Below are 18,545 nucleotides of genomic sequence, written 5' to 3'. Positions count from 1 at the left end.
ATCAGGCTACCGGGGCGAGCACCCTTCGCTGTCAAAACAGGTGCGAAGCGACTACCGTCCTCCTGCTGTAGCCGAGGTAGAGATCGTCCGGCGGCGGGGTGTAGCCGGGCAGGCCGGCGAGGGCTGCGGGAAGCCGGTCGAAGTCGGCCAGCCGAACACGCAACGGGCCGCCGGCGGCGAAGTGCAACTCCACCTCCACCGGACCGCGTCCGCCTTGCACGTTGATGCCGACCATTCCATTCTGTGCCTTGGGGGTGACCGCACGACCCTCGACGGCGATCCTCGACACCCGCCCATCGGGGTCGTCGGCGACCAGCACGATACCCTCCGCCCCACGCGGCGAGGTCAGGACCAGTTTCAGCGTGCGAATGGCACCGGCGGTGACGTCGCCGACCACTCTCAACTGTGGTGGAACCAGCGCGGCGGGACTGGCCGGACCGACTCGGGCGCGCGGCGCGGCGGGTTCGGGGGCCGGATTATCGGTGATCGCCGGGCCCACGTAGCCCGACGCCCAGGAGCTCAGTGCCGGCGACTTCTCCGATGTCATCGGCACCACCCAGGCCGCGCGGCCAGAATCGGCATCGAGAATGTAGGCCAACTCGACCCGGCCGGGCCGGGCCGCAGACGGCGTGTTCGCCGCGACACCCAAGCCGGAGACCACGACCACTACGACTGCGGCGCCCGCCGGGAACACCGCCGCTCGGCGCCACCGGATTTGCGGCCGCGCCACCAGTGGAAGCATCAACAGGAGGGCCAGCACGATCAGCGGGAGCGACAGATACATGCCGTACCCCATCCCCAAATCGGATGCCATCCACCCGGTGGCGAGTATCAGGACCGCGGCCGGGACCAGGCCGAGCGTCAGCGCCACCGCCCGCCAGACCGGCTTGGGCGCGGCCAACGCGACCCAGCCACCCAATGCCGCAAAGGGTGCCGGCACCAGGACTGGGGCGAGCTGCGGGGAAAGGGCGACGCCGAGAACGCCCAACAGCGTCACCAGAACCAGCGCGGCCAGCCACAGGGCCCACACCCCTAGTCGCCGCACCACGATGTACCAGACCCCCAGCACCAGGCCGCCCACCACCACCGCCCCGATCTGCAGCCAACGCGGCTCCCACGGGCTGTCGACGAGGAGGCGGCGGAACCCGGGCTCGATCCACTTCAGCGCCGCCCAATAGGCGGATCCGGCGAACACAACCGCGGCCACCAGGAACAGGACCGCTACGCATCCGCCGACCACCTGCCGGAGCATCACCACCCGCCGGATCCTGGCGAATGCGACCAGCCCGATCACCAGCAGAACCGCGAGCACCACCAGCACCCACGCCCACCCGGCACTGAAATGGACCATCAGCCGGGGTGGCACGTTGAAATAGACAGCATCACCGGTCGGCACGGTGTACTCGGTCAAGTCCGCACCGACCAGCGCGCGCACCAGCGCCAGCGTGTTGTCGCCCATCTGCTGCATGGACCGGCGCCCGACATTCGACGGCGAATCCAGGGACGAGTGGTAGTACGCCCCCCGGCCGACATACGCGAAGTCCATCCCGGTGAAACCGGCAGCGTGGAACACGCTGAAGTCGGTGTTATTGGGGATGAGCTTGAAGAGCGATGCAGTGGTTGAATTCCCCGACGGATACGGCGCGACATCGGCGTACAGCCGGGTCAGCGCCTTGGCTCCGGGCGCGGCCCGGAACATGATGACCGGCCCGCCTGCGCCGCGGGCTTCGTGATTGAGGACAACGGCGTGGTCGACACCGGCGCGATGATCGTGAACGAATGCCTCGGCGCCGAGCAATCCGCTCTCCTCACCATCGGTGATCAGCAGCACGATGTCATTGCGCGGCGCGAAAGACCCCTGCGTCAATGCCCGGGCAACCTCGAGAATGGTGGCGACCCCCACGCCATCATCGTTTGCCCCGGGCCCGGTGGGGACCGAATCGTAATGCGCGGTCAGCAGGATCTGCCCACGCGGTGCCGTCCCCTTGATCACGGCGACGATGTTCTGGACGCGTGCCGCCCGGATGAGCCCGGCCGTCCCGCTCCCCCCCGGATCGACGATGCCCGTCGATTCGTGCAGGTGCGGGTCGAGGCCGAGGCTGCGCAACTGGTCGACGAGGTAGTCGCGCACCCGAGCATGCTCGGCGGTCCCGATCGGGTGAGGTTTGGCGGCGAACTTCTCGATCTTCCGCTGCGCTCGCTCGGCGGAGAACTGCCCAGGCGGGGCGTCGGCCGGCACCGGCGAGGGCGGTACCTGGTCCCAGACGGTGAGCACCGCGATCACAAGCAGCACGAGGAACCCGATCCACCCCGCGAGTCCCGCCGCCAACCGCGGGTCGGCGTCGGCGGCCTGCGCTTTGTCGGCGATGATCGCGCCCCCGTCACTTTCTGATTCCCGGCTCAGACGGCGGTGCCGTCCAGCATGTCAATTTGATTATCCTGGAAGCGATGGCCGCCAACCACGCCCTGCTTCGCCGACTTGCCCAACGGGAGCTGGCCAGCGGTGGTGGACTCGTCCGCCGGCCCGCCGGCGCAACTACCGTTGACGTCGCCTACCTGCGGACCAATCCCGGCGACGGTCTCCCGATCGTCGTCATCCCGGGCGGTCCCGGCCTGGCGTCGGCGCTGCCGTACCGGGGTCTGCGGCGGGACGCGACCGCACAGGGTCTCGACCTGGTGATGATGGAGCACCGCGGGGTGGGCCTGTCGCGGTTCGATGTCGACGGTGCCCCCCTCTCGGTGGCCGACGTGACGATCTCGGCGGCAGTGGACGACCTCGCCGCCGTACTCGACGATTCCGGGATCGACCGCGCAATAGTCTTCGGCAGTTCGTACGGCACCTACGTCGCCCAACTTTTCGGCATCCGCCACCCCGAGCGCGTCGCGGCGATGGTGCTGGACTCGCCGATTCTTTCCGTCGTCACCGACTTGGCGCTGACTCGCGACTACCGGCGCCAGCTACTCGTCGACGGGCCCGGCGCCACGCCGACGGCTGTACGCGCGCTAATCGAATCCGGTGCCGTGTCATCGATCGAGCTGAACCATGTCGTGACCTCGGTGTATGAGATGGCCGGCCCAGAGGTGTTGCGGCGCTTGGTGACTGCTCGGACCAAGGGGCGCGCGAAACTTGTCTGGCGACAGATCGTCCGGCTCGGCGAAACCGAAGTCGACGACGCCAACCCGTACGTCATGGAGCCCGATCTGGTCGCCGGGATCAGCTACTCAGAACTCGGGTACGCCCACGACCCCGACGGGTTGCCGCTCGATCCAGTCGAACCGTTCGCGGCCCACTCCGCCGAGGAGTTCATCGGCGAGCCAGTCTCCCTGCCCGCTGAGCTGCCCCGCTTCACCTGGCCCACTGCGGTGATCGCAGGCGAACGCGATGTCCGCACGCCGCCACCGATCGCCGCACAGATCGCCGGTCTGATTCCCGACGCATCACTGATCGAGTTGACCGGAATCGGGCACAGCGCCCTGGACTCCCACCGTCGCGCCGCACTTGCGATCATGCACGCCCTGCGCGAAAACCGGCACGCGACGCTGCCACAACAGGCCGCTGACCTGTCGGCGTTGCCGCGGCGGGGTTCGCTGCAGACCGCGTCGCTACTCATCCGCGCCGGCATCAACGTCGAAACCCGCCTGCCGGTGCCCACTCGGCGTGGTTGAGGTGCCCACTCGGCGTGGTTGAGGTGCCCACTCGGCGTGGTTGAGGTGCCCACTCGGCGAAATCAGGCGTCGGGGTCGGCCTTGCGCTCGGCCTTGCGCGCCAGCCGCTCGGCCTGCTCTGCGTCGTCGAGCGCGGTCGCCTCCGGCAGCGTCGGCGCACCACCGCCGAGTCGAGCCGGCACCCAGTACGCACCGGGCGGATACGGGCCGTTGTCCCGCGCATACTGCTGCTGCAATTCATCGAGCTTGGCGACCATCACCTCGTGCAACTTGGCGGTCAGCGCCTCCGGCGATCCGGTCGCCTCCAACGGTTCGGCGACCCCGATCGACACCGGGGTGTTGGTGCGGCCCAGATGCTTCGGGTGGCCCTTGGTCCAGATTCGCTGCGCGCCCCAGATGACCGTCGGGATGATCGGCGCACCGGACTCCAGCGCCATCCGCGCGGCGCCGGATTTGAATGCCTTGATCTCGAAACTCCGGCTGATCGTCGCCTCTGGATAGACGCCGACGAGTTCACCGGCCCGCAAGTACTCGACGGCGGCCTGGTAGCTCTCCGCGCCAGCGGTTCGATCCACCGGGATGTGCCGGAGGGCGCGCATCAGCGGACCGGTGATCTTGTTGTCGAAGACCTCTTTCTTCGCCATGAACCGCACCTTGCGCCGGCCCTGCAGATGGGCCGGCACGCCCGCCAGGGTGAAGTCGAGGTAGCCGGTGTGGTTGATGGCCACCACCCCCGACCCGGTCTTCGGCACGTTCTCGACGCCGGAAATCGTGAACTTGATGCCCTGCAGGGCCCACAGCGTGCGCGCTGCCCCGATGACGGTGTCGTAGACCGGTTCCATACGCGGAAGCTTATAAGCTTCAGCGCACCTACGGATACCGCTATTATCTAGAGGTATGCGCATCGACTCAGTTACTTCACGGCTAACTCTCAGCCTCATCGGCGCCGTCACCGCGGTAGCCGTGGTTGCCCCCGCAACTTCTGAAGCCTCAACACCCGGCCCACTCGTCGCCGGACCCGGGCAGGCTTCGCGCAACACCGCGGCGGTGCCCGCCCGGGTCACGCTTCCGTCAGTGCCCGGCAAGCAACTGTTCGTCGTCGCGACCGCGCCGGTGGGCATGGCCGGGCCCGCGGCCCCGGCGCCGGTCGTAGTCGCTGTCGACAAGACTCCCGCAAACCTGGCCAGCCTGGCCGACCTCGGCAGGCACGAAGTCAAGCAGGGCTATGTCAACGAGCAACAGGCTGCCTGGCAGGCTGCCGGACAAGGCGCACTCCAAGGCGCGGGGATCGGCGCCATCGTCGGCGCCATCGCCGGTGGAATCATCGGGATCCTCTTCCCAGTGCCCATCGTGAGCATCATTCCCGGGGCCAACGGTGGCCAGCCCGTCGCGGCCCGGGTCGCGCCGCCGGCTGCGGCACCGGTCAACCGCGAACTTCGGGAAATCCCCGATGTGAAGCTGCCCGCGGAGTCGCTGCGCGCCATCGAGGACGCCAAGCATGCATTCGCACGGGCCTTGAACATCCCCATCCCCCGATAATCTCCATCCCCCTGGTGAGGGTCCGATCACCAGGGTGCTGACCCGCACGGGCGCACGGCTGCGCAACCGCTCGCGCCGGCGGTGTCGGCGCTGGTCGACTGGAACGTCCGTCAGCAGCTCGGCCGGGCATTGGGTCTACTCCCCCGCTAGTCCATGTCAGACAAAGGTCCCCCCGGGCGAATCGAGTTTCGCCCGGGGGGACGTTTAGTCTGAAAGTGGACCGGCCCATCCCGATGGGCCGAACAGCCCATTCGTTGCGGAAGGCAAGAAGTTGCAGATCACCAGCGTCGGCCACGCCGGGTTCCATATCCAGACCACAGCGGGCTCCATCCTGTGCGATCCGTGGGTGAACCCCGCGTACTTTGCATCCTGGATTCCCTTCCCGGACAACACCGAACTCGACTGGGCCGAGCTCGGCCAGTGCGACTACCTGTACGTCAGCCATCTGCACCGCGACCACTTCGACGAGAAGAACCTGCGCGAGAACATCTCGAAGGACGCGACGGTCCTGCTGCCGGACTACCCCGTGCCCGACCTCAAGCGCGAGTTGGAGGCCCTCGGGTTCACCAAGTTCGTCGAGACCGTCGACTCCACCAAGCACCGCGTCAGCGGACCCAAGGGCGACCTCGATGTCATGATCATCGCGCTGCGCGCACCCGCCGACGGCCCCATCGGCGATTCCGGGCTGGTCGTCTCCGACGGAGAGACCACCTGTTTCAACATGAACGACGCCCGGCCGATCGACCTCGACGTCGTCCACGACGAATTCGGCCACGTCGACATCCACCTGCTGCAGTATTCGGGCGCCATCTGGTACCCGATGGTCTACGACATCCCCCGCAAGTCGAAGGCCAACTTCGCCAAGCAGAAGCGGCAGCGCGGCATGGACCGGGCACGCTCCTACATCGAGCAGGTCGACGCTACCTGGGTGGTGCCGTCGGCCGGGCCGCCGATGTTCCTCGACGACGACCTCTACGCCCTCAACGACTTCAACACCGGGAGCGAGTCAGACCAGGCGAGCATCTTCCCCGACCAGGCTGAGTTCCTGGAGCAGATGACGACCCACGGGACCGACGACGGTAAGACGCACCGCGGCCTGATGATGGTGTCGGGATCGACGGTCACGCTCAGCGGCTCGGAATTGCTCGAACTCAGCCATCCGTACCCCCCCGAGGAAGTGTTTGGCGAGAACAAGGCCGGATACCTGGCGCGAATGAAGGCGAAGTTCGCCCCGATCATCGCCGCCGAGAAGGCGACGTGGGCGCCGGCCGGCGGGGAGCCGCTGCTCCCCCAGCTGCAGGCGCTGTTCGAACCGGCCATGAAGGATTCGGACCTGATCTCCGACGGCATCGGCTACCCCGTCGGTCTCGTGGTTGGACCGGGCGTCGGGAGCGAAGGGAGCGGGCCTGAAAACACGGCGACCTTCGTGCTCGATTTCCCCAATCGCACGGTCCGGATGCGCGACGAGGGCGACGGCAAATACCGCTACGGCTTCCGCATCGCACCGGAGTTGGTGCGCACCGTCCTGCGCGACAACGAGCCCGACTGGGTGAACACCATCTTCCTGTCGACACGCTTCACGACCTGGCGCGTCGGCGGCTACAACGAATTCCTCTACACATTTTTCAAATGTCTCACCGAGGAGCGCATCCACTATGCCGATGGCTGGTTCGCCGAAGCGCACGACGACTCCGCGTCGATCTGCCAGGACGGCTGGGAGATGCAGCGCCGCTGCCCGCACCTCAAGGCCGACCTGGAGAAGTTCGGCGTCATCGAAGGCGACAAGCTCACCTGCAACCTGCACGGCTGGCAGTGGGACCTCGCTTCGGGCCGCTGCCTGACGTCGAAGGGACACGAAATCCGGGCCGAACGCATCGACGGCTAGCCCATGGCCCTCACCGCGCTGCCCGTCGTCGACCTGGGGCTGCTCGACGGCGATGAAGCCGACCGGTCCGCGTTCGGCGACGCCCTGCGCACCGCGACCCACGAGGTGGGCTTCTTCTATCTGGTGGGACACGGTATCGACCGGGCGACCCGTGATCGGCTCTTCGACACCGCCCGGGCATTCTTCGCCCTGCCCGACGAGGACAAGTTCGCCGTCGAGATGCTTGGGAGCCCGCAGTTCCGCGGCTACACGCGATTCGGCGGCGAGTACACGCAGGGCGCGATCGACTGGCGCGAACAGATCGACCTCGCCGCCGAGTACGAGCCCCTCGGAACTGAGCCCGGGTATCTCCGGCTCGACGGCCCCAACCTCTGGCCGACCGCTCTGCCCGAGTTTCGCGATGTCCTCACCGATTGGCAACACCGGTGCGGCGCACTGGGATTGCGCCTCATGCGGGAGTGGGCGCGCAGCCTCGGTGCCGACGAGAGCATCTTCGACGAGGCCTTCGCCGACCGGCCTTCGGCGCTGCTCAAGCTGGTGCGCTACCCAGGTCGCGAATCCAGCGACCGGCAGGGGGTCGGGGCCCACAAGGATCCCGGCGTACTGACGCTGCTGCTCATCGAGCCCGGCAAGGCCGGACTGCAGGTTGAGCATCGGGGCGAGTGGATCGACGCGCCGCCGGTCGAGGACGCCTTCGTCGTCAACATCGGCGAGGCCATGGAGTATGCGACCGACGGCTATCTGACCGCGACGATGCACCGCGTGATTTCTCCGCCAGTGGGTACCGAGCGCCTATCGGTGCCGTTCTTCTTCAACCCGGCCCTGTCTTCGACGATGCCGCGCATCGCGTTACCGCCGGAGTTGGCCGACCAGGCTCCCGGCGTGAGCAACGATCCGTCGAATCCGATCTCGGGCACATTCGGCGACAACATCCTCAAGGCACGCCTGCGGGCGCATCCCGACGTCGCCGCCCGCCACCACCCAGACCTGCTGTAGGTCGCGCCCACATCGTGGAAACCAGTCCTGCTCGGCCGCCATCGTCTCTCGACGCCCACAATCCCAGCGGCCCTTCCGTCACCTACTCCAACTGAGCCGAGCCGGCCAGCGCGATCGTGACCGCGCCGCCAACCGCGGCCAAAAATGCCACGGCGGCGACCGGCCACCAGCCCACCCGCACCTGATCGCCCAGTATGGCCAGCCCGACGGCAGCCGGGATGACCGTCTCGCCGACGACGAGCGCGGCCGCCGCTGCATTCACCGATCCGGTCTGCAGGGCGACGGTGAACAGGTAGAAGCCACCAACGCCGGCCAGGACCACGGCGTAGACGGCCGGATCACCGAGGAGTTTCGACACGGCGAACGGCTCGATGCCGTCCGCGATCCGAATCGATACCGCCATCACGCCGAACAGCGCGCCGGCCATTAGTCCGGCCGCCGCGGAAACCGCGGTCCCGGCGGCGACGCGCAGCAGGACCAGTCCGGTGAGCAGCAGCACCCCGGCAACGACGAGCACCCCGGCGTGCATCAACCCATGGTGCGCGCCGGCCCACCCCGATGCCGGACCGCCCTGCGGCCCGGCCGCCGCACCGAGCGCGACGAGCGCTGCAATGACCGCCACGATCGCGGCCCGTTCCCGCATCGACAACACCACTCCGAGGAACAGTCCGGCGGCGATCGCGGTGACTATCAGATTCGCCGAGACGATGGGCTGCGCCAAAAACAGCGGCAACTCGCGGTCGGCGACAAGATTGGCCGCGAAGGCGACCCCGTCAAGGCTCACCCCCAACAGGAAGACCGCGCTGAGCATCGTCGTGATCGTCGACCGCAGTGACGGCGGTGCGTCCCCGGCTGGCCGTTGGACCTGTGCCGCACGCGCCTGCAGGACCGAGCCGATGCCGTAGCCGAGCGCGGCGACGACTGCCGCGACTAGTCCAAGGCTCATGGTTCCCCTCCGTCACCGGGCGCGCAGGGGTTCATGTGCGAAGCGGCGCGTCCGGCTTCGGGCCCACTGGCGCGGACGAATCCGAGCCCGGCGATCACGGCCGTCACCACAAGCCAGCACAGGACTCCGATCAGGGTCGGCAAGACTAATACGTCCCGGCCGCCGTCGACGGCTCCGGCACCGGCGAACTCTCCGAGATCCTCGAGGGCGTTGCCGTACAACAGGCCCGGTACCGCGACTACGACGACGACCAGCACGGCCACGGCCACGGCCAGCCCCGCCAGTCCCAGGAACAGCCACCGCCGCAGGACCCCGGCCGGACCGGGGGCGAAAAGCTCAAACCCCAGAACGAGCAGCGCCTCCAGCGTCACGACCACCACGGCCCACCCGAGGGGCTGGATCGACGGCACCACACCGACGTCATCCCCGTAATAGAGGCCGAGACCGGCCCAGCGCATCGGGAGCCCACGGGCTTCCAGCGACACCCAGGGCAACAAGGTCAGCGCGCCGGCGAGCAACGCTGACAACGTGGCCGCGAGCGCGAGCGCGCGCGACGTCACCTCGTGGGCTCCAGCACCTCGACGCCGACCGAGGCCGCCAGCGCTGGTGGCAAAACCACCGAGCCGTCAGGCTGCTGATGGTTTTCCAGGATCGCAACGATCCACCGCGTCGTGGCCAGAGTCCCGTTGAGCGTCGCAGCCGTCTGCGGCTTCCCGTTCTCGTCGCGGTAGCGGATCGAGAGTCGGCGGGCCTGGAACGTCGTGCAATTCGACGTCGAGGTCAACTCCCGATAGGTCTGCTGGGTGGGAACCCACGCCTCACAGTCGAACTTGCGGGCCGCCGAACTGCCGAGATCGCCGCCGGCAATGTCGATGACCCGGTACGGCACGTCGATGGCGTCGAGCATCTCGCGCTCCCAGCTGAGCAGCTTGCGATGCTCGCCCTCCGCCTCCTCCGGGCGGCAGTAGACAAACCCTTCGACCTTGTCGAATTGGTGCACACGGATGATCCCGCGGGTGTCCTTGCCATAGCTGCCGGCCTCGCGGCGGAAGCAACTCGACCACCCGGCATAGCGCTTCGGGCCGCCGGACAGGTCGATGATCTCGTTGCTGTGATAGCCGGCGAGCGGCACTTCCGACGTGCCGACGAGATAGAGGTCGTCGTCGGGCAGGTGGTAGACCTCATCGGCGTGCGCCCCGAGGAAACCGGTGCCCCGCATGATCTCCGGACGCACGAGCACCGGAGGAATCATCAGGTCGAAGCCGTGACTGATGGCGGTGCGTGCCGCCAGATTCAGCAGACCCAGCTGGAGCAGTGCCCCGTTTCCGGTGAGGAAGTAGAACCGCGACCCGGACACCTTGGCGCCGCGCTCCATGTCGATGAGACCCAGTGATTCGCCGAGTTCGAGGTGGTCCTTCGCGTCGGTGATGGCGCGCGGCTCCCCCACCGTCTCCATCAGCACGAAGTCGTCCTCACCACCGGCCGGCGCACCCGCCACGATATTGGAGATCGCGCGTTGCACGGTGTCGCTCTGCACCTCGGCCTGGTTCTGCTCGGCGACCGCGGCCTTGACCTTCTCGGCCAGTTCCTTGCCGCGCGCCAACAACTGGGCCTTCTCGTCGCCGGCCGCCCGGCCCACGAGTTTGCCCAGCGACTTCTGCTCGGCGCGGAGGTTGTCCGCCTCGGCAACGGCGGCCCGCCGACGACTGTCTGCCTCCAGGGCCCGGTCGACGAGCGATGGATCCTCGCCTCGGATGCGCTGCGATTCGCGTACCAGTTCGGGGTCGTCGCGAAGAGTCTTGAGGTCGATCACCTCCCAGAGCCTACTCATGCGTCGGTCACCGGGCATTATGGAGGGGATGACTTCCGACGACGACACCGCGCTGACCGACGAGCAGCCCGACAATCAGCCCGACAATCAGCCCGACGGCGATCGCACCGACCCGGGTGATGCCGGGTCGGCGCCCGATCCGGATTCCCCTGGCCCGGCCGACACCCGCCGGGCGCGCTGGCGAACGGCGCTGGTCACCCATCCGCTGCGCGTCGTCCTCGTCGCGGGCGTCGCCGGCTCGGTGGCACTTGCCGCCACCGCCTTCGCCACCGGGTTGATCGACAACTCCGGCCAGGTCGGCGGCACGAAGATCGGTGTCGGCGACCGGATCGCCGAAGATGCGTTCACGCAGTCCGCGGCCGGCGATTGCCTGCAGTGGGAAGACGGCAAGCCCGGTGCGCCCAGCAAGGTCGAGTGCAGCGAGCCGCATCGATTCGAAGTGGCCAGCGCCGTCGACGGCAGATTCGTCTCCGGCGGCGAATTCGCCCCCACCGCCCCGTGGCCCGGGCCGGACCGGTTTGGCGTGATTCGCTCCGAACAGTGCCCCATCCTCGTGACCAACTACCTCGACGGCCGTTTCGACCCGCAGGGCCGATTCGTGCCGAGTCTCGTCTACCCGTCGGAGGCACAGTGGCAGCGCGGACAGCGCGACCTGCGCTGCGGCCTCATCCAGCAGGGCCTCGGCGGTAGCGAGATGGAGATCACCGGCCGCGTCGCCGACCTCGACCAGTCCCAGGAGTGGGCGCCCGGCACCTGCATCGGCATCAACCCCCAAACCCGTCAACCGACCTACCCGGTCAGCTGCGCCGAGCCGCACGCCTTTCAGACCACCGGGATCATCGACATGTCGGCCCGCTTCGGTGCCCGCACGTCGGGCCGGCCGTGGCCCGGCGCTGGCGCGCAAAACGCGTTCCTCACGCCGATCTGTCCAGTGCAGGCCCACCGGTTTCTGGGCGGCAAGCGCGAGTTCGAGAAGACGACGCTGAACATCCAGTGGTCGACGGTCTCGGAGATCGGGTGGCTGGCCGGGAGCCGCAAAGCGGTCTGCTACATGGGCCTGCCGTTCAAGGGTGGCTTCGCCACGCTGGTCGGCGACGCGCGGTCCCAGTTGCTGATCAACGGCAAGATCCCTACGCCGGCGCCGGCCGGACCGCCCGGGCGCGCGTTGCCGATCCCGGTCCCGATGCCGCCGGGCATCGCACCCAACCCGGCCGAAGAGCCGGCACCGGTCGGCTGAGCGTGCGGATGGACGACCGCGAGTTCGAAGAGTTGGTGGCCGACGCCCTCGACGAGATCCCCCCCGAACTCGCGCGGGAGATGTCCAACGTCGTCATCCTCGTCGAACCGGCACACCCGCAGAGCCCGCATATCCTCGGCCTCTACGAGGGGATCGCGCTAACCGAGCGCACCAGCGAGTACGGGGGCTTTCTGCCGGACACGATCACGATCTACCGCGACTCGATCCTGGCGATCTGCGCGACGCCCGGCGACGTCCGCGAACAGGTCCGCATCACTGTCATCCACGAGGTCGCGCACCACTTCGGTATCGATGACCGGTGGCTGCACGAGCACGGCTGGGCCTAACCGTCGAGACCCTCAGGGCCGATGCCCGCCCCGCACCGTCCATCGCGGGGCCGCTCACCCCATCGGGTTGTCCTCGCCCGCGGCGTCGCCGGCGAACGGTGCGAGGCGGTCGCCCCAGCGGTGCGCCGACCACGCGGAGTCGCTGCCCGGCGCGTAGCTCAGTTCGACGACACCGGTGTTGGGCAGGTGGTTGCTGACCGCGAAGCCCGGATCGATTCCGGCGAGGCGGGCGGCGATGAGCCGGATCGCCGCGCCGTGGCTGACCACGTAGACGTCGCGTCCCTGCGGTCCGGCCAGGTATCGCTGGGCAAGGTCTTCGACGACGGGAAGGTAGCGGTCGAAGACGTCGTCCAGCGACTCCCCACCGGGTAGCGCGACGGAGGTTTCGCCATGATGCCAGCGTTCGACGATCGAACTGAACGTCAGGTACGCCTCTTTGTCGTTGCGGTCCTCAAGGTCGCCGACCTGGACCTCGTGCAGCCCGTCGACCACCTCGGCGTCGACCCCCCACACCCCGCCGACCACCTCGGCGGTCTGCTGCGCGCGCCGCGCGACCGAGCTGATCAAGGTGACCGGGCGGCCGGATGCGGCGATATTCTCCAATCCGAATCGTGCCGCCTGCCGTCCGCCGAAGTCGGTGAGGGCAGCTCCGGGCATGGCGGTGTCGAGACGCTTCATCACATTCGACGTGGTCTCGCCGTGCCGGACCAGGTATAGCCGCGGCATCAGCGGTCCTCTCGGCTGTCGGTTCCACGCAGGCGGGAGAACCAGGTCTCACTCTCCCGGTGGTCGGGCGGGGGCATCCCGCCCGGGCCGTCGACGGGCCACGATCCGAGGAAGACGACTCGCTCGGCGTTGCGGTGCAGGGCCCGCAGCGCCTCCCCGATGGCCGCATCGTCGAGATGACCGACGGCGTCGATGAAGAAGCGGTATTCCACCCCGGGACGTTCGGGGTTCGCGTTGTGCCGCGGCCGGGATTCGATCCGGGTCAGGTCGATGCCGCGCGCGGCGAACTCGTCGAGCACTGCGAGCAGACTGCCCGGGCGGTTGAGCAGGTCCACGATGATCGAGGTGCGGTCCCGTCCGGTCCGCGCGGGAACCGGACCAGGGCGCCCCAGCAAGACGAACCGGGTGGCCGCTCCGACACTGTCGACGACGCGCTCGGCCAGCACGAACAAGCCGGTGGCCGCGGCGGCGACCGGGGTGGTGATCGCCGCATCGGCCCGGCCCGACACGACATCGCCGGCAGCGGCGGAGTTCGACGACGCCAGCACGAACCGGGCATTGGGAAACAGGTGCGCGACGCTCTCGCGAACCTGCGCTTCCGCGACCGGATAGGCGGCGATGGTGCGGACATCGCCGGGGTCCAGGTCGCCCGCCGCGGCGACGGTGAAGGCGATGTCAAGCAGGGTTTCGGCGAAGATCTGGACCCGATCGGCATCGGTTTCGGGGACCAGCGCGTCCATTGTCGCCGGCACCGATCCCTCGATGGAGCTTTCGGCGGGAACACATCCGAAGTCGGCTTCGCCCGAGCGGATGGCATCGACGACACTGTCCGGTCGCGGCAGCGCCAGCCATTCCACGCCGGCCGGGTCAACTCCGGCCAGCGGCCCGGCGCCGGATTCGGCGAGACGGTTGGCGGCCATTTCGGTAAAGGTTCCGGCGGGGCCGAAATAGGCGATCACGGGCACGCTGCCAGGTTAGCCGTATACTGGCCGCGGCGGTGCCCGAGCACCGTCGAGGCGATGGATCTCGCCGGGGCGCCCGAGGCCCGAACCGCCGCACCGGCTGATAGTTCCTGGTTGACGCTCGACCGCGCGCAGCGCGGCCGCCTGTGACCATGAAAGGAACCGGCCTCGTGTCCCCTTTTCCCCCTCTTTTACGGGACCCGCCGGGTCTTGCCCTCGTGTTTGCCGGCGGGGCAGCGGGAACCGCCGCGCGGCTTGGGGTGGAGCAGTTCGCGCCCGCCGAACCCGGGCAGTGGCCGCTGACAACCCTCCTGGTGAATATCACCGGTGCGCTAGTCCTCGCGGCGCTGCTGGAGTACCTCGCGTCCTCCCGGGTCGACGCCGAACTCGGCCGCGGTATCCGGTTGTTCGGCGGCACCGGCATCTGCGGCGGGTTCACCACGTACAGCACCTTCGCCGACGAGCAGGTCATGCTGATCCGCGACGGCCACCTTCTGCTCGCGCTGGCCTATGGCGGCGCCACGCTGGTCGTCGGGGCGCTCGGCACGGTGGCCGGGCTCGTCCTGGGGGCCCGGATTGCCCGACTTGGGCCGGATCCGGTCCGGTCGGTCGAGCCAGACCTGGTCGACCCGGATGTGCCGCGATGAGCGCCTGGGCGGTAGCGGCGTGTGCCGCCGGCGGGGCCGGCGCACTGGCCCGCTACGTGTGCGACGGGCTCGCGCGGGCGCGGGTGACCACCAGGCTGCCGGTCGCGACCATCGTCATCAACGTCGCCGGATCCGGGCTGCTCGGACTACTGACCGGCCTCGTCCTGTTCGGTGGCGCGCCGAGTGCGCTCACCCTGGTTGCCGGGACCGGGTTCTGCGGCGGATTCACCACGTTCAGCACCGCCAGTTTCGAGACGGTCGCACTCGCCCGCCGCGGTGACGGCGGTCGCGCACTGATTAACGCGATCGGCACCTGGGTCGCCGCCGTCGCGGCGTGCGGCGCGGGGATGTGGATCGCCTGGTTGATCCGCGGACAATAGGACGCGGGACAAGAGGAGTCGTCATGGCAATCAGTTCGTTCTCCGGCCGAAATCCCGGCCGCACCGATGTCAACCTGGTCGTCGGATGGGATCGGAGCCCGACGAGTAGCGCGGCGCTGCGCGAGGCGGTGGACCTCGCGCGCAGACTGCACGCCCGGTTGCACATCGCGCACATCGCCGACGACTCCGACCTCGGCATTGACCCCGACTCGCCCCTGTGGGAGGAGCAGACACGGGCCCTGCGCGACAGTAGCGCACTGTGGGTCCGGGCGCTGCTGGCCGACTTCGGGGACAACTGGACCTACCACAGTGGCCGCGGCAGCGCGGTTGGCGTCCTGCGCGCCGTCGCCACGAAAGCAGGCGCGACCATCATCGTGATCGGCGCGCACCGGCGCGGCCTGCCGGGCGTGCTGTCGCGGCTCACCCGCCGTCCACTGCTCCCGGCGCTCCTCGCGGAGGGGTTCACCGTCGTCATCGTACCACCGGCGCGGTGATCGCTAACGCTGAACCGCCGCCAGTCCCAGCCGATCCCCGATGAGCAGGAATCCGACAAACGCGACGACGTCGATGAGCGCGTGGGCGACGACCAACGGCCAGAGGCGGTTGGTCCGCTGGTAGAACCGACCGAAGACCAGGCCCATCACAATGTTCCCGAGCCCGCCGCCGATGCCCTGGTAGAGGTGGTAGGTCCCGCGCAGCAGCGCGCTGCACGCCAGCGCTCTCCCGTCCGGCAGCCCCAATTGCCGTAGGCGCACCAGAAGATATGCGACCACGACCACTTCCTCGGCGACCGCGTTGCCGATTGCAACGGCGATCAGCACGGGAGCCTGCCACCACGGCCCGCTCGGGTCGCTGGGCACGAGTGCCGCGTTGGCGCCGAGGAGGTGCGCGACCACGACCAGGCCCAGGCCGGGCACCCCGATCAGCACGGCCAGGCCGATACCGACGGGAAGGTCGCCGGCCGTGGGCCGCCGGGTGATGCCCACCGCAGACAGTCGAATCCCGCTGCGCCACAACAGGTAACACGCCAGTGCGGCAATCCCGCCCAACCGCACCACCGACAGCGACTGGCGGGCGAAGTCGATCCACCCGATCGGTGATCGCGACGGGTTGAGTGCAACGGTGCTCTGTCCGATTCCCCCCGTCAGTTGGGCCTCGACGAGCGAGAGGACCGCGAAGATCGCCGACATCCCGAACGTCAGCACCCCGACGACGGCGAGTTCGACCCACAGCCCACGCCGCTGCGCCGGGTCGGTGATCGGCTCGATGTTCACCGTGCCACCCTAATCAGTGGCCCGGTCCCACGCTGCCGAGCGCGCTAGTCGGCCAGCCAGGGCGGGGTGCCGACGCCGGTCATGCGGACGGTGCCCCACTGCGTGATCTCGGCGAGCTTCGCCGGCACGGCTGCGCCACGACCGCACGACACCTCGACCCGCTTGGTACCGGAATCGAAGAGTTCGGGCGCCTGCGCACCGTGCAGGATCCCGGCCCAGTGGTAGCGCCCATCGTTGCCGTCGACCTGGCCGCGAGCGCGCAGCCGCGCGATAACCTCCGCTCCGTCGGCGCGTACGCACGCCTCACCGTCGAACACGCCAGCCCAGGCTGACTCCGCGGTCAGCCAGTCGTAGTCACCGGGGTCGAACCGGGTCAGCGGGTCTACCGGCCGGCGCCACCGGCGCCGCTTCTCGATCGGGGGGTTGTGCTGCACCGGCGGACGCACCCGCACTCCGGTCGCCCCGGCGAGTTGTGCCTGAGTCAGGGCCGCGACCACGTAGCCGACCGACTCATCGCGCAGGTAGAACCGATTGGGGATCTGCTCGGCGGCCACGGTCAGATAGTTCGACGACGGGGCAGCGGCGTCCGTCACGACGAGGTCGGCCCGAGCCGGGTCGTCGACGAGACGGAACGCCAGCGGGGAGCGCGCCAGACGCCGACGGGTCGAAATGATCGCCGGCGACGCACCGACGAGCGCGATCATGGTCACGGCAGGAACCCCGCGCGTCGCCACAGGTACCCACCCACCGGTCCCATCAGCCCAGCTTGGCGCAGAAATGCCGACAGGGGCGCGAAGGCGCGGACCCGTACCTCACGGAAACTGGGATTCTGTCGGGCGATCCGGGCCACCGCGCGCGGGTCGGCGAGGCCGGCCCGCTTGTACATCTGCGGGTTGGTGAACAGGCGACGGAAGATCGGCCCGCCAAGGCCATGAAGGTTGGCCGCGACCAGGGTCTCCCACCGCGACCGGATCGCCGTGCGGCGCATCACCCCGTCCCGCGCGAACCCGATATGGCGTGCTTCCTCGGTGACGTGGATCTGCATGAGCCGCGCGACGATGGGCTGCAGGTCCGGGTCGTCGCGCATCTCACGCTGCAGGGCGTCGAACAATTCCTCGCCGACGAGGGTGACGACCCACAGCAGTGTGCCGCGCATCGCCACCGGAAGGAGGTGCATGACGGCGCGCTCCCAGGGACGCATCATGTATGGCCGGGCCCCGGTGCGCTCGATCACTTTGCCGAACATCGTCATGTGCCGGCACTCATCGCCCATCTCGGTGAGTTCATAGTGCGAGGTGGTGGCCGCCGGGTCGGCACTCATCAGCCGGATCAGCAATGCCCGGTTGAGCAGGTTCTCGAACCAGATGCCCACCGACAGCACATTCGCCATCTCCTGACGGGAGAGTTCGATCCGTTGCGCAATGGGCATCGACCTCCACAGGTCGGTCCCGTAGAGCGAGAGCACCTTCGGGGGTAAGAAGTACTTTCCGTCTGCCAACGGGGCATCCCAGTCGAGCTCGACGACGGGGTCGTACGAGCGAGCCGACGAACCCTTCAGGAGCCGATTCGCGATTGCCTGGCGGCCGCCGGCGTCGTATTCCCGATGTCGTGCTCCGGTGGTGGCGGCCGAGTCGTTGGTCACCCCCGGCTCGTTGTTCAACACAGTCATGAATCGCCCTCCTCTGTGACTCACCACACTAGAACCGCCGCGCGACTTACGTCAACGATTACTGTGCCAGTTGCTAATGTCACCGTTACTCGCAGCGGCTGACCGACACGGGTTCAGCCCGGCCTCAGCAGTGGTGCGTAGATTTGACCGGGTGAACGACCCGCGCGAGCAGCCGAATCTGCGGGGCCGCCGCCGAGAACAAGACCAGCGGAACGGACCGACTCAACCGGGTCGACCCGCTTCCCGCGGCGGACCCCCGCCGCCCAGTGCTGCCCGCGGCCCGGCGTTCCCCCCACCGGGTGCGGCCTCGGCTCGCCAACCGCCGGTCAACAACCCTCCCCCCAATCGCCGACCACCCGTCCCGCCCCGGTACGAGCCGCCGCGGGCCTGGTTCCCGCCACCCGTCCCGCCACCCCCGGTCCTGTCTCTTATACACATCT

The 18,545-nt window shown here is 68.6% G+C and carries 19 protein-coding genes and 1 riboswitch; of the genes, 9 read left to right on the top strand and 10 right to left on the bottom strand.

Annotated elements, in window-relative coordinates:
* Positions 1 to 31 precede the first annotated feature (31 nt).
* Positions 32 to 2,293, bottom strand: a complete 2,262-nt coding sequence (locus B4M62_RS12215; RefSeq protein WP_290713253.1) for a M20/M25/M40 family metallo-hydrolase — start codon at positions 2,291 to 2,293, stop codon at positions 32 to 34.
* A 155-nt stretch (positions 2,294 to 2,448) separates the two neighbouring features.
* Here B4M62_RS12215 and B4M62_RS12210 point away from each other — a divergent pair, with 155 nt between their 5' ends.
* Positions 2,449 to 3,666, top strand: coding sequence for an alpha/beta fold hydrolase (locus B4M62_RS12210; RefSeq protein ID WP_290713249.1), 1,218 nt, complete (start codon positions 2,449 to 2,451; stop codon positions 3,664 to 3,666).
* A 62-nt stretch (positions 3,667 to 3,728) separates the two neighbouring features.
* Here the strand turns inward: B4M62_RS12210 and B4M62_RS12205 are convergent, their stop codons facing one another.
* On the bottom strand, positions 3,729 to 4,508 hold the full coding sequence (locus B4M62_RS12205) for a lysophospholipid acyltransferase family protein (RefSeq protein WP_290713245.1): 780 nt from the start codon (positions 4,506 to 4,508) through the stop codon (positions 3,729 to 3,731).
* 121 nt (positions 4,509 to 4,629) lie between these two features.
* Here B4M62_RS12205 and B4M62_RS12200 point away from each other — a divergent pair, with 121 nt between their 5' ends.
* The 3 genes from B4M62_RS12200 (at position 4,630) to B4M62_RS12190 (ending at position 8,086) form a co-directional block, all read left to right on the top strand.
* Positions 4,630 to 5,205 carry a hypothetical protein gene (locus B4M62_RS12200; RefSeq protein WP_290713242.1) on the top strand — a complete coding sequence of 192 codons (576 nt, stop codon included), beginning with the start codon at positions 4,630 to 4,632 and terminating at the stop codon, positions 5,203 to 5,205.
* Positions 5,206 to 5,476: 271 nt separating this feature from the next.
* Positions 5,477 to 7,090, top strand: a complete 1,614-nt coding sequence (locus tag B4M62_RS12195) for an MBL fold metallo-hydrolase (RefSeq protein WP_290713239.1) — start codon at positions 5,477 to 5,479, stop codon at positions 7,088 to 7,090.
* 3 nt (positions 7,091 to 7,093) lie between these two features.
* Positions 7,094 to 8,086, top strand: a complete 993-nt coding sequence (locus tag B4M62_RS12190) for an isopenicillin N synthase family dioxygenase (protein WP_290713236.1) — start codon at positions 7,094 to 7,096, stop codon at positions 8,084 to 8,086.
* An 82-nt stretch (positions 8,087 to 8,168) separates the two neighbouring features.
* Here the strand turns inward: B4M62_RS12190 and B4M62_RS12185 are convergent, their stop codons facing one another.
* The 3 genes from B4M62_RS12185 to serS are packed head-to-tail and all read right to left on the bottom strand — an operon-like array spanning position 8,169 to position 10,845.
* On the bottom strand, positions 8,169 to 9,032 hold the full coding sequence (locus B4M62_RS12185) for a hypothetical protein (protein ID WP_290713233.1): 864 nt from the start codon (positions 9,030 to 9,032) through the stop codon (positions 8,169 to 8,171).
* Entirely contained in the window at positions 9,029 to 9,592 is a 564-nt protein-coding gene (locus B4M62_RS12180) for a hypothetical protein (protein ID WP_290713230.1), read from the bottom strand. Before B4M62_RS12180 ends, B4M62_RS12185 begins: the two co-directional genes overlap by 4 nt.
* Entirely contained in the window at positions 9,589 to 10,845 is a 1,257-nt protein-coding gene (gene serS, locus B4M62_RS12175; RefSeq protein WP_290713227.1) for a serine--tRNA ligase, read from the bottom strand. The genes B4M62_RS12180 and serS overlap by 4 nt, the downstream gene beginning before the upstream one ends.
* 46 nt (positions 10,846 to 10,891) lie before the next feature.
* Here serS and B4M62_RS12170 point away from each other — a divergent pair, with 46 nt between their 5' ends.
* Both B4M62_RS12170 and B4M62_RS12165 read left to right on the top strand, forming a co-directional pair.
* On the top strand, positions 10,892 to 12,100 hold the full coding sequence (locus tag B4M62_RS12170) for a septum formation family protein (RefSeq protein ID WP_290713224.1): 1,209 nt from the start codon (positions 10,892 to 10,894) through the stop codon (positions 12,098 to 12,100).
* Positions 12,097 to 12,447: a metallopeptidase family protein gene (locus B4M62_RS12165; RefSeq protein WP_290713352.1), complete on the top strand. Its 351-nt coding sequence runs from the start codon at positions 12,097 to 12,099 to the stop codon at positions 12,445 to 12,447. The genes B4M62_RS12170 and B4M62_RS12165 overlap by 4 nt, the downstream gene beginning before the upstream one ends.
* Positions 12,448 to 12,501: 54 nt before the next feature.
* Here B4M62_RS12165 and B4M62_RS12160 read toward each other — a convergent pair whose 3' ends face one another.
* Positions 12,502 to 13,173, bottom strand: coding sequence for a histidine phosphatase family protein (locus B4M62_RS12160; RefSeq protein ID WP_290713221.1), 672 nt, complete (start codon positions 13,171 to 13,173; stop codon positions 12,502 to 12,504).
* Entirely contained in the window at positions 13,173 to 14,138 is a 966-nt protein-coding gene (gene pheA / locus B4M62_RS12155; protein WP_290713218.1) for a prephenate dehydratase, read from the bottom strand. The genes B4M62_RS12160 and pheA overlap by 1 nt, the downstream gene beginning before the upstream one ends.
* A 41-nt stretch (positions 14,139 to 14,179) precedes the next feature.
* Positions 14,180 to 14,255: riboswitch (Fluoride riboswitch) on the top strand.
* A 50-nt stretch (positions 14,256 to 14,305) separates the two neighbouring features.
* Here pheA and B4M62_RS12150 point away from each other — a divergent pair.
* From B4M62_RS12150 to B4M62_RS12140, 3 genes are read left to right on the top strand one after another with little or no spacing between them, the layout of a single operon-like run.
* Complete coding sequence (locus B4M62_RS12150) at positions 14,306 to 14,782, top strand: fluoride efflux transporter FluC (protein ID WP_290713215.1); 477 nt, start codon at positions 14,306 to 14,308, stop codon at positions 14,780 to 14,782.
* Positions 14,779 to 15,162, top strand: a complete 384-nt coding sequence (locus tag B4M62_RS12145) for a fluoride efflux transporter FluC (protein ID WP_290713211.1) — start codon at positions 14,779 to 14,781, stop codon at positions 15,160 to 15,162. Before B4M62_RS12150 ends, B4M62_RS12145 begins: the two co-directional genes overlap by 4 nt.
* Positions 15,163 to 15,185: 23 nt before the next feature.
* Complete coding sequence (locus B4M62_RS12140) at positions 15,186 to 15,656, top strand: universal stress protein (protein WP_290713208.1); 471 nt, start codon at positions 15,186 to 15,188, stop codon at positions 15,654 to 15,656.
* A gap of 3 nt (positions 15,657 to 15,659) precedes the next feature.
* Here the strand turns inward: B4M62_RS12140 and B4M62_RS12135 are convergent, their stop codons facing one another.
* The 3 genes from B4M62_RS12135 to B4M62_RS12125 are packed head-to-tail and all read right to left on the bottom strand — an operon-like array spanning position 15,660 to position 18,105.
* Complete coding sequence (locus B4M62_RS12135) at positions 15,660 to 16,436, bottom strand: CPBP family intramembrane glutamic endopeptidase (protein WP_290713205.1); 777 nt, start codon at positions 16,434 to 16,436, stop codon at positions 15,660 to 15,662.
* 44 nt (positions 16,437 to 16,480) lie between these two features.
* A complete protein-coding gene (locus B4M62_RS12130) occupies positions 16,481 to 17,140 on the bottom strand; it encodes a DUF4873 domain-containing protein (RefSeq protein WP_290713349.1) in 660 nt (219 codons plus the stop codon).
* 2 nt (positions 17,141 to 17,142) lie between these two features.
* On the bottom strand, positions 17,143 to 18,105 hold the full coding sequence (locus B4M62_RS12125) for an AurF N-oxygenase family protein (RefSeq protein ID WP_290713202.1): 963 nt from the start codon (positions 18,103 to 18,105) through the stop codon (positions 17,143 to 17,145).
* Between the last annotated feature and the right edge of the window lie 440 nt (positions 18,106 to 18,545).

Origin of the sequence: Gordonia sp. UBA5067, from assembly GCF_002414845.1 — a bacterium.
Lineage (GTDB): Bacteria > Actinomycetota > Actinomycetes > Mycobacteriales > Mycobacteriaceae > Gordonia > Gordonia defluvii.
Note: the sequence above shows the minus strand (reverse complement) of the source record. Positions and strands in the feature narration are given on the sequence as shown.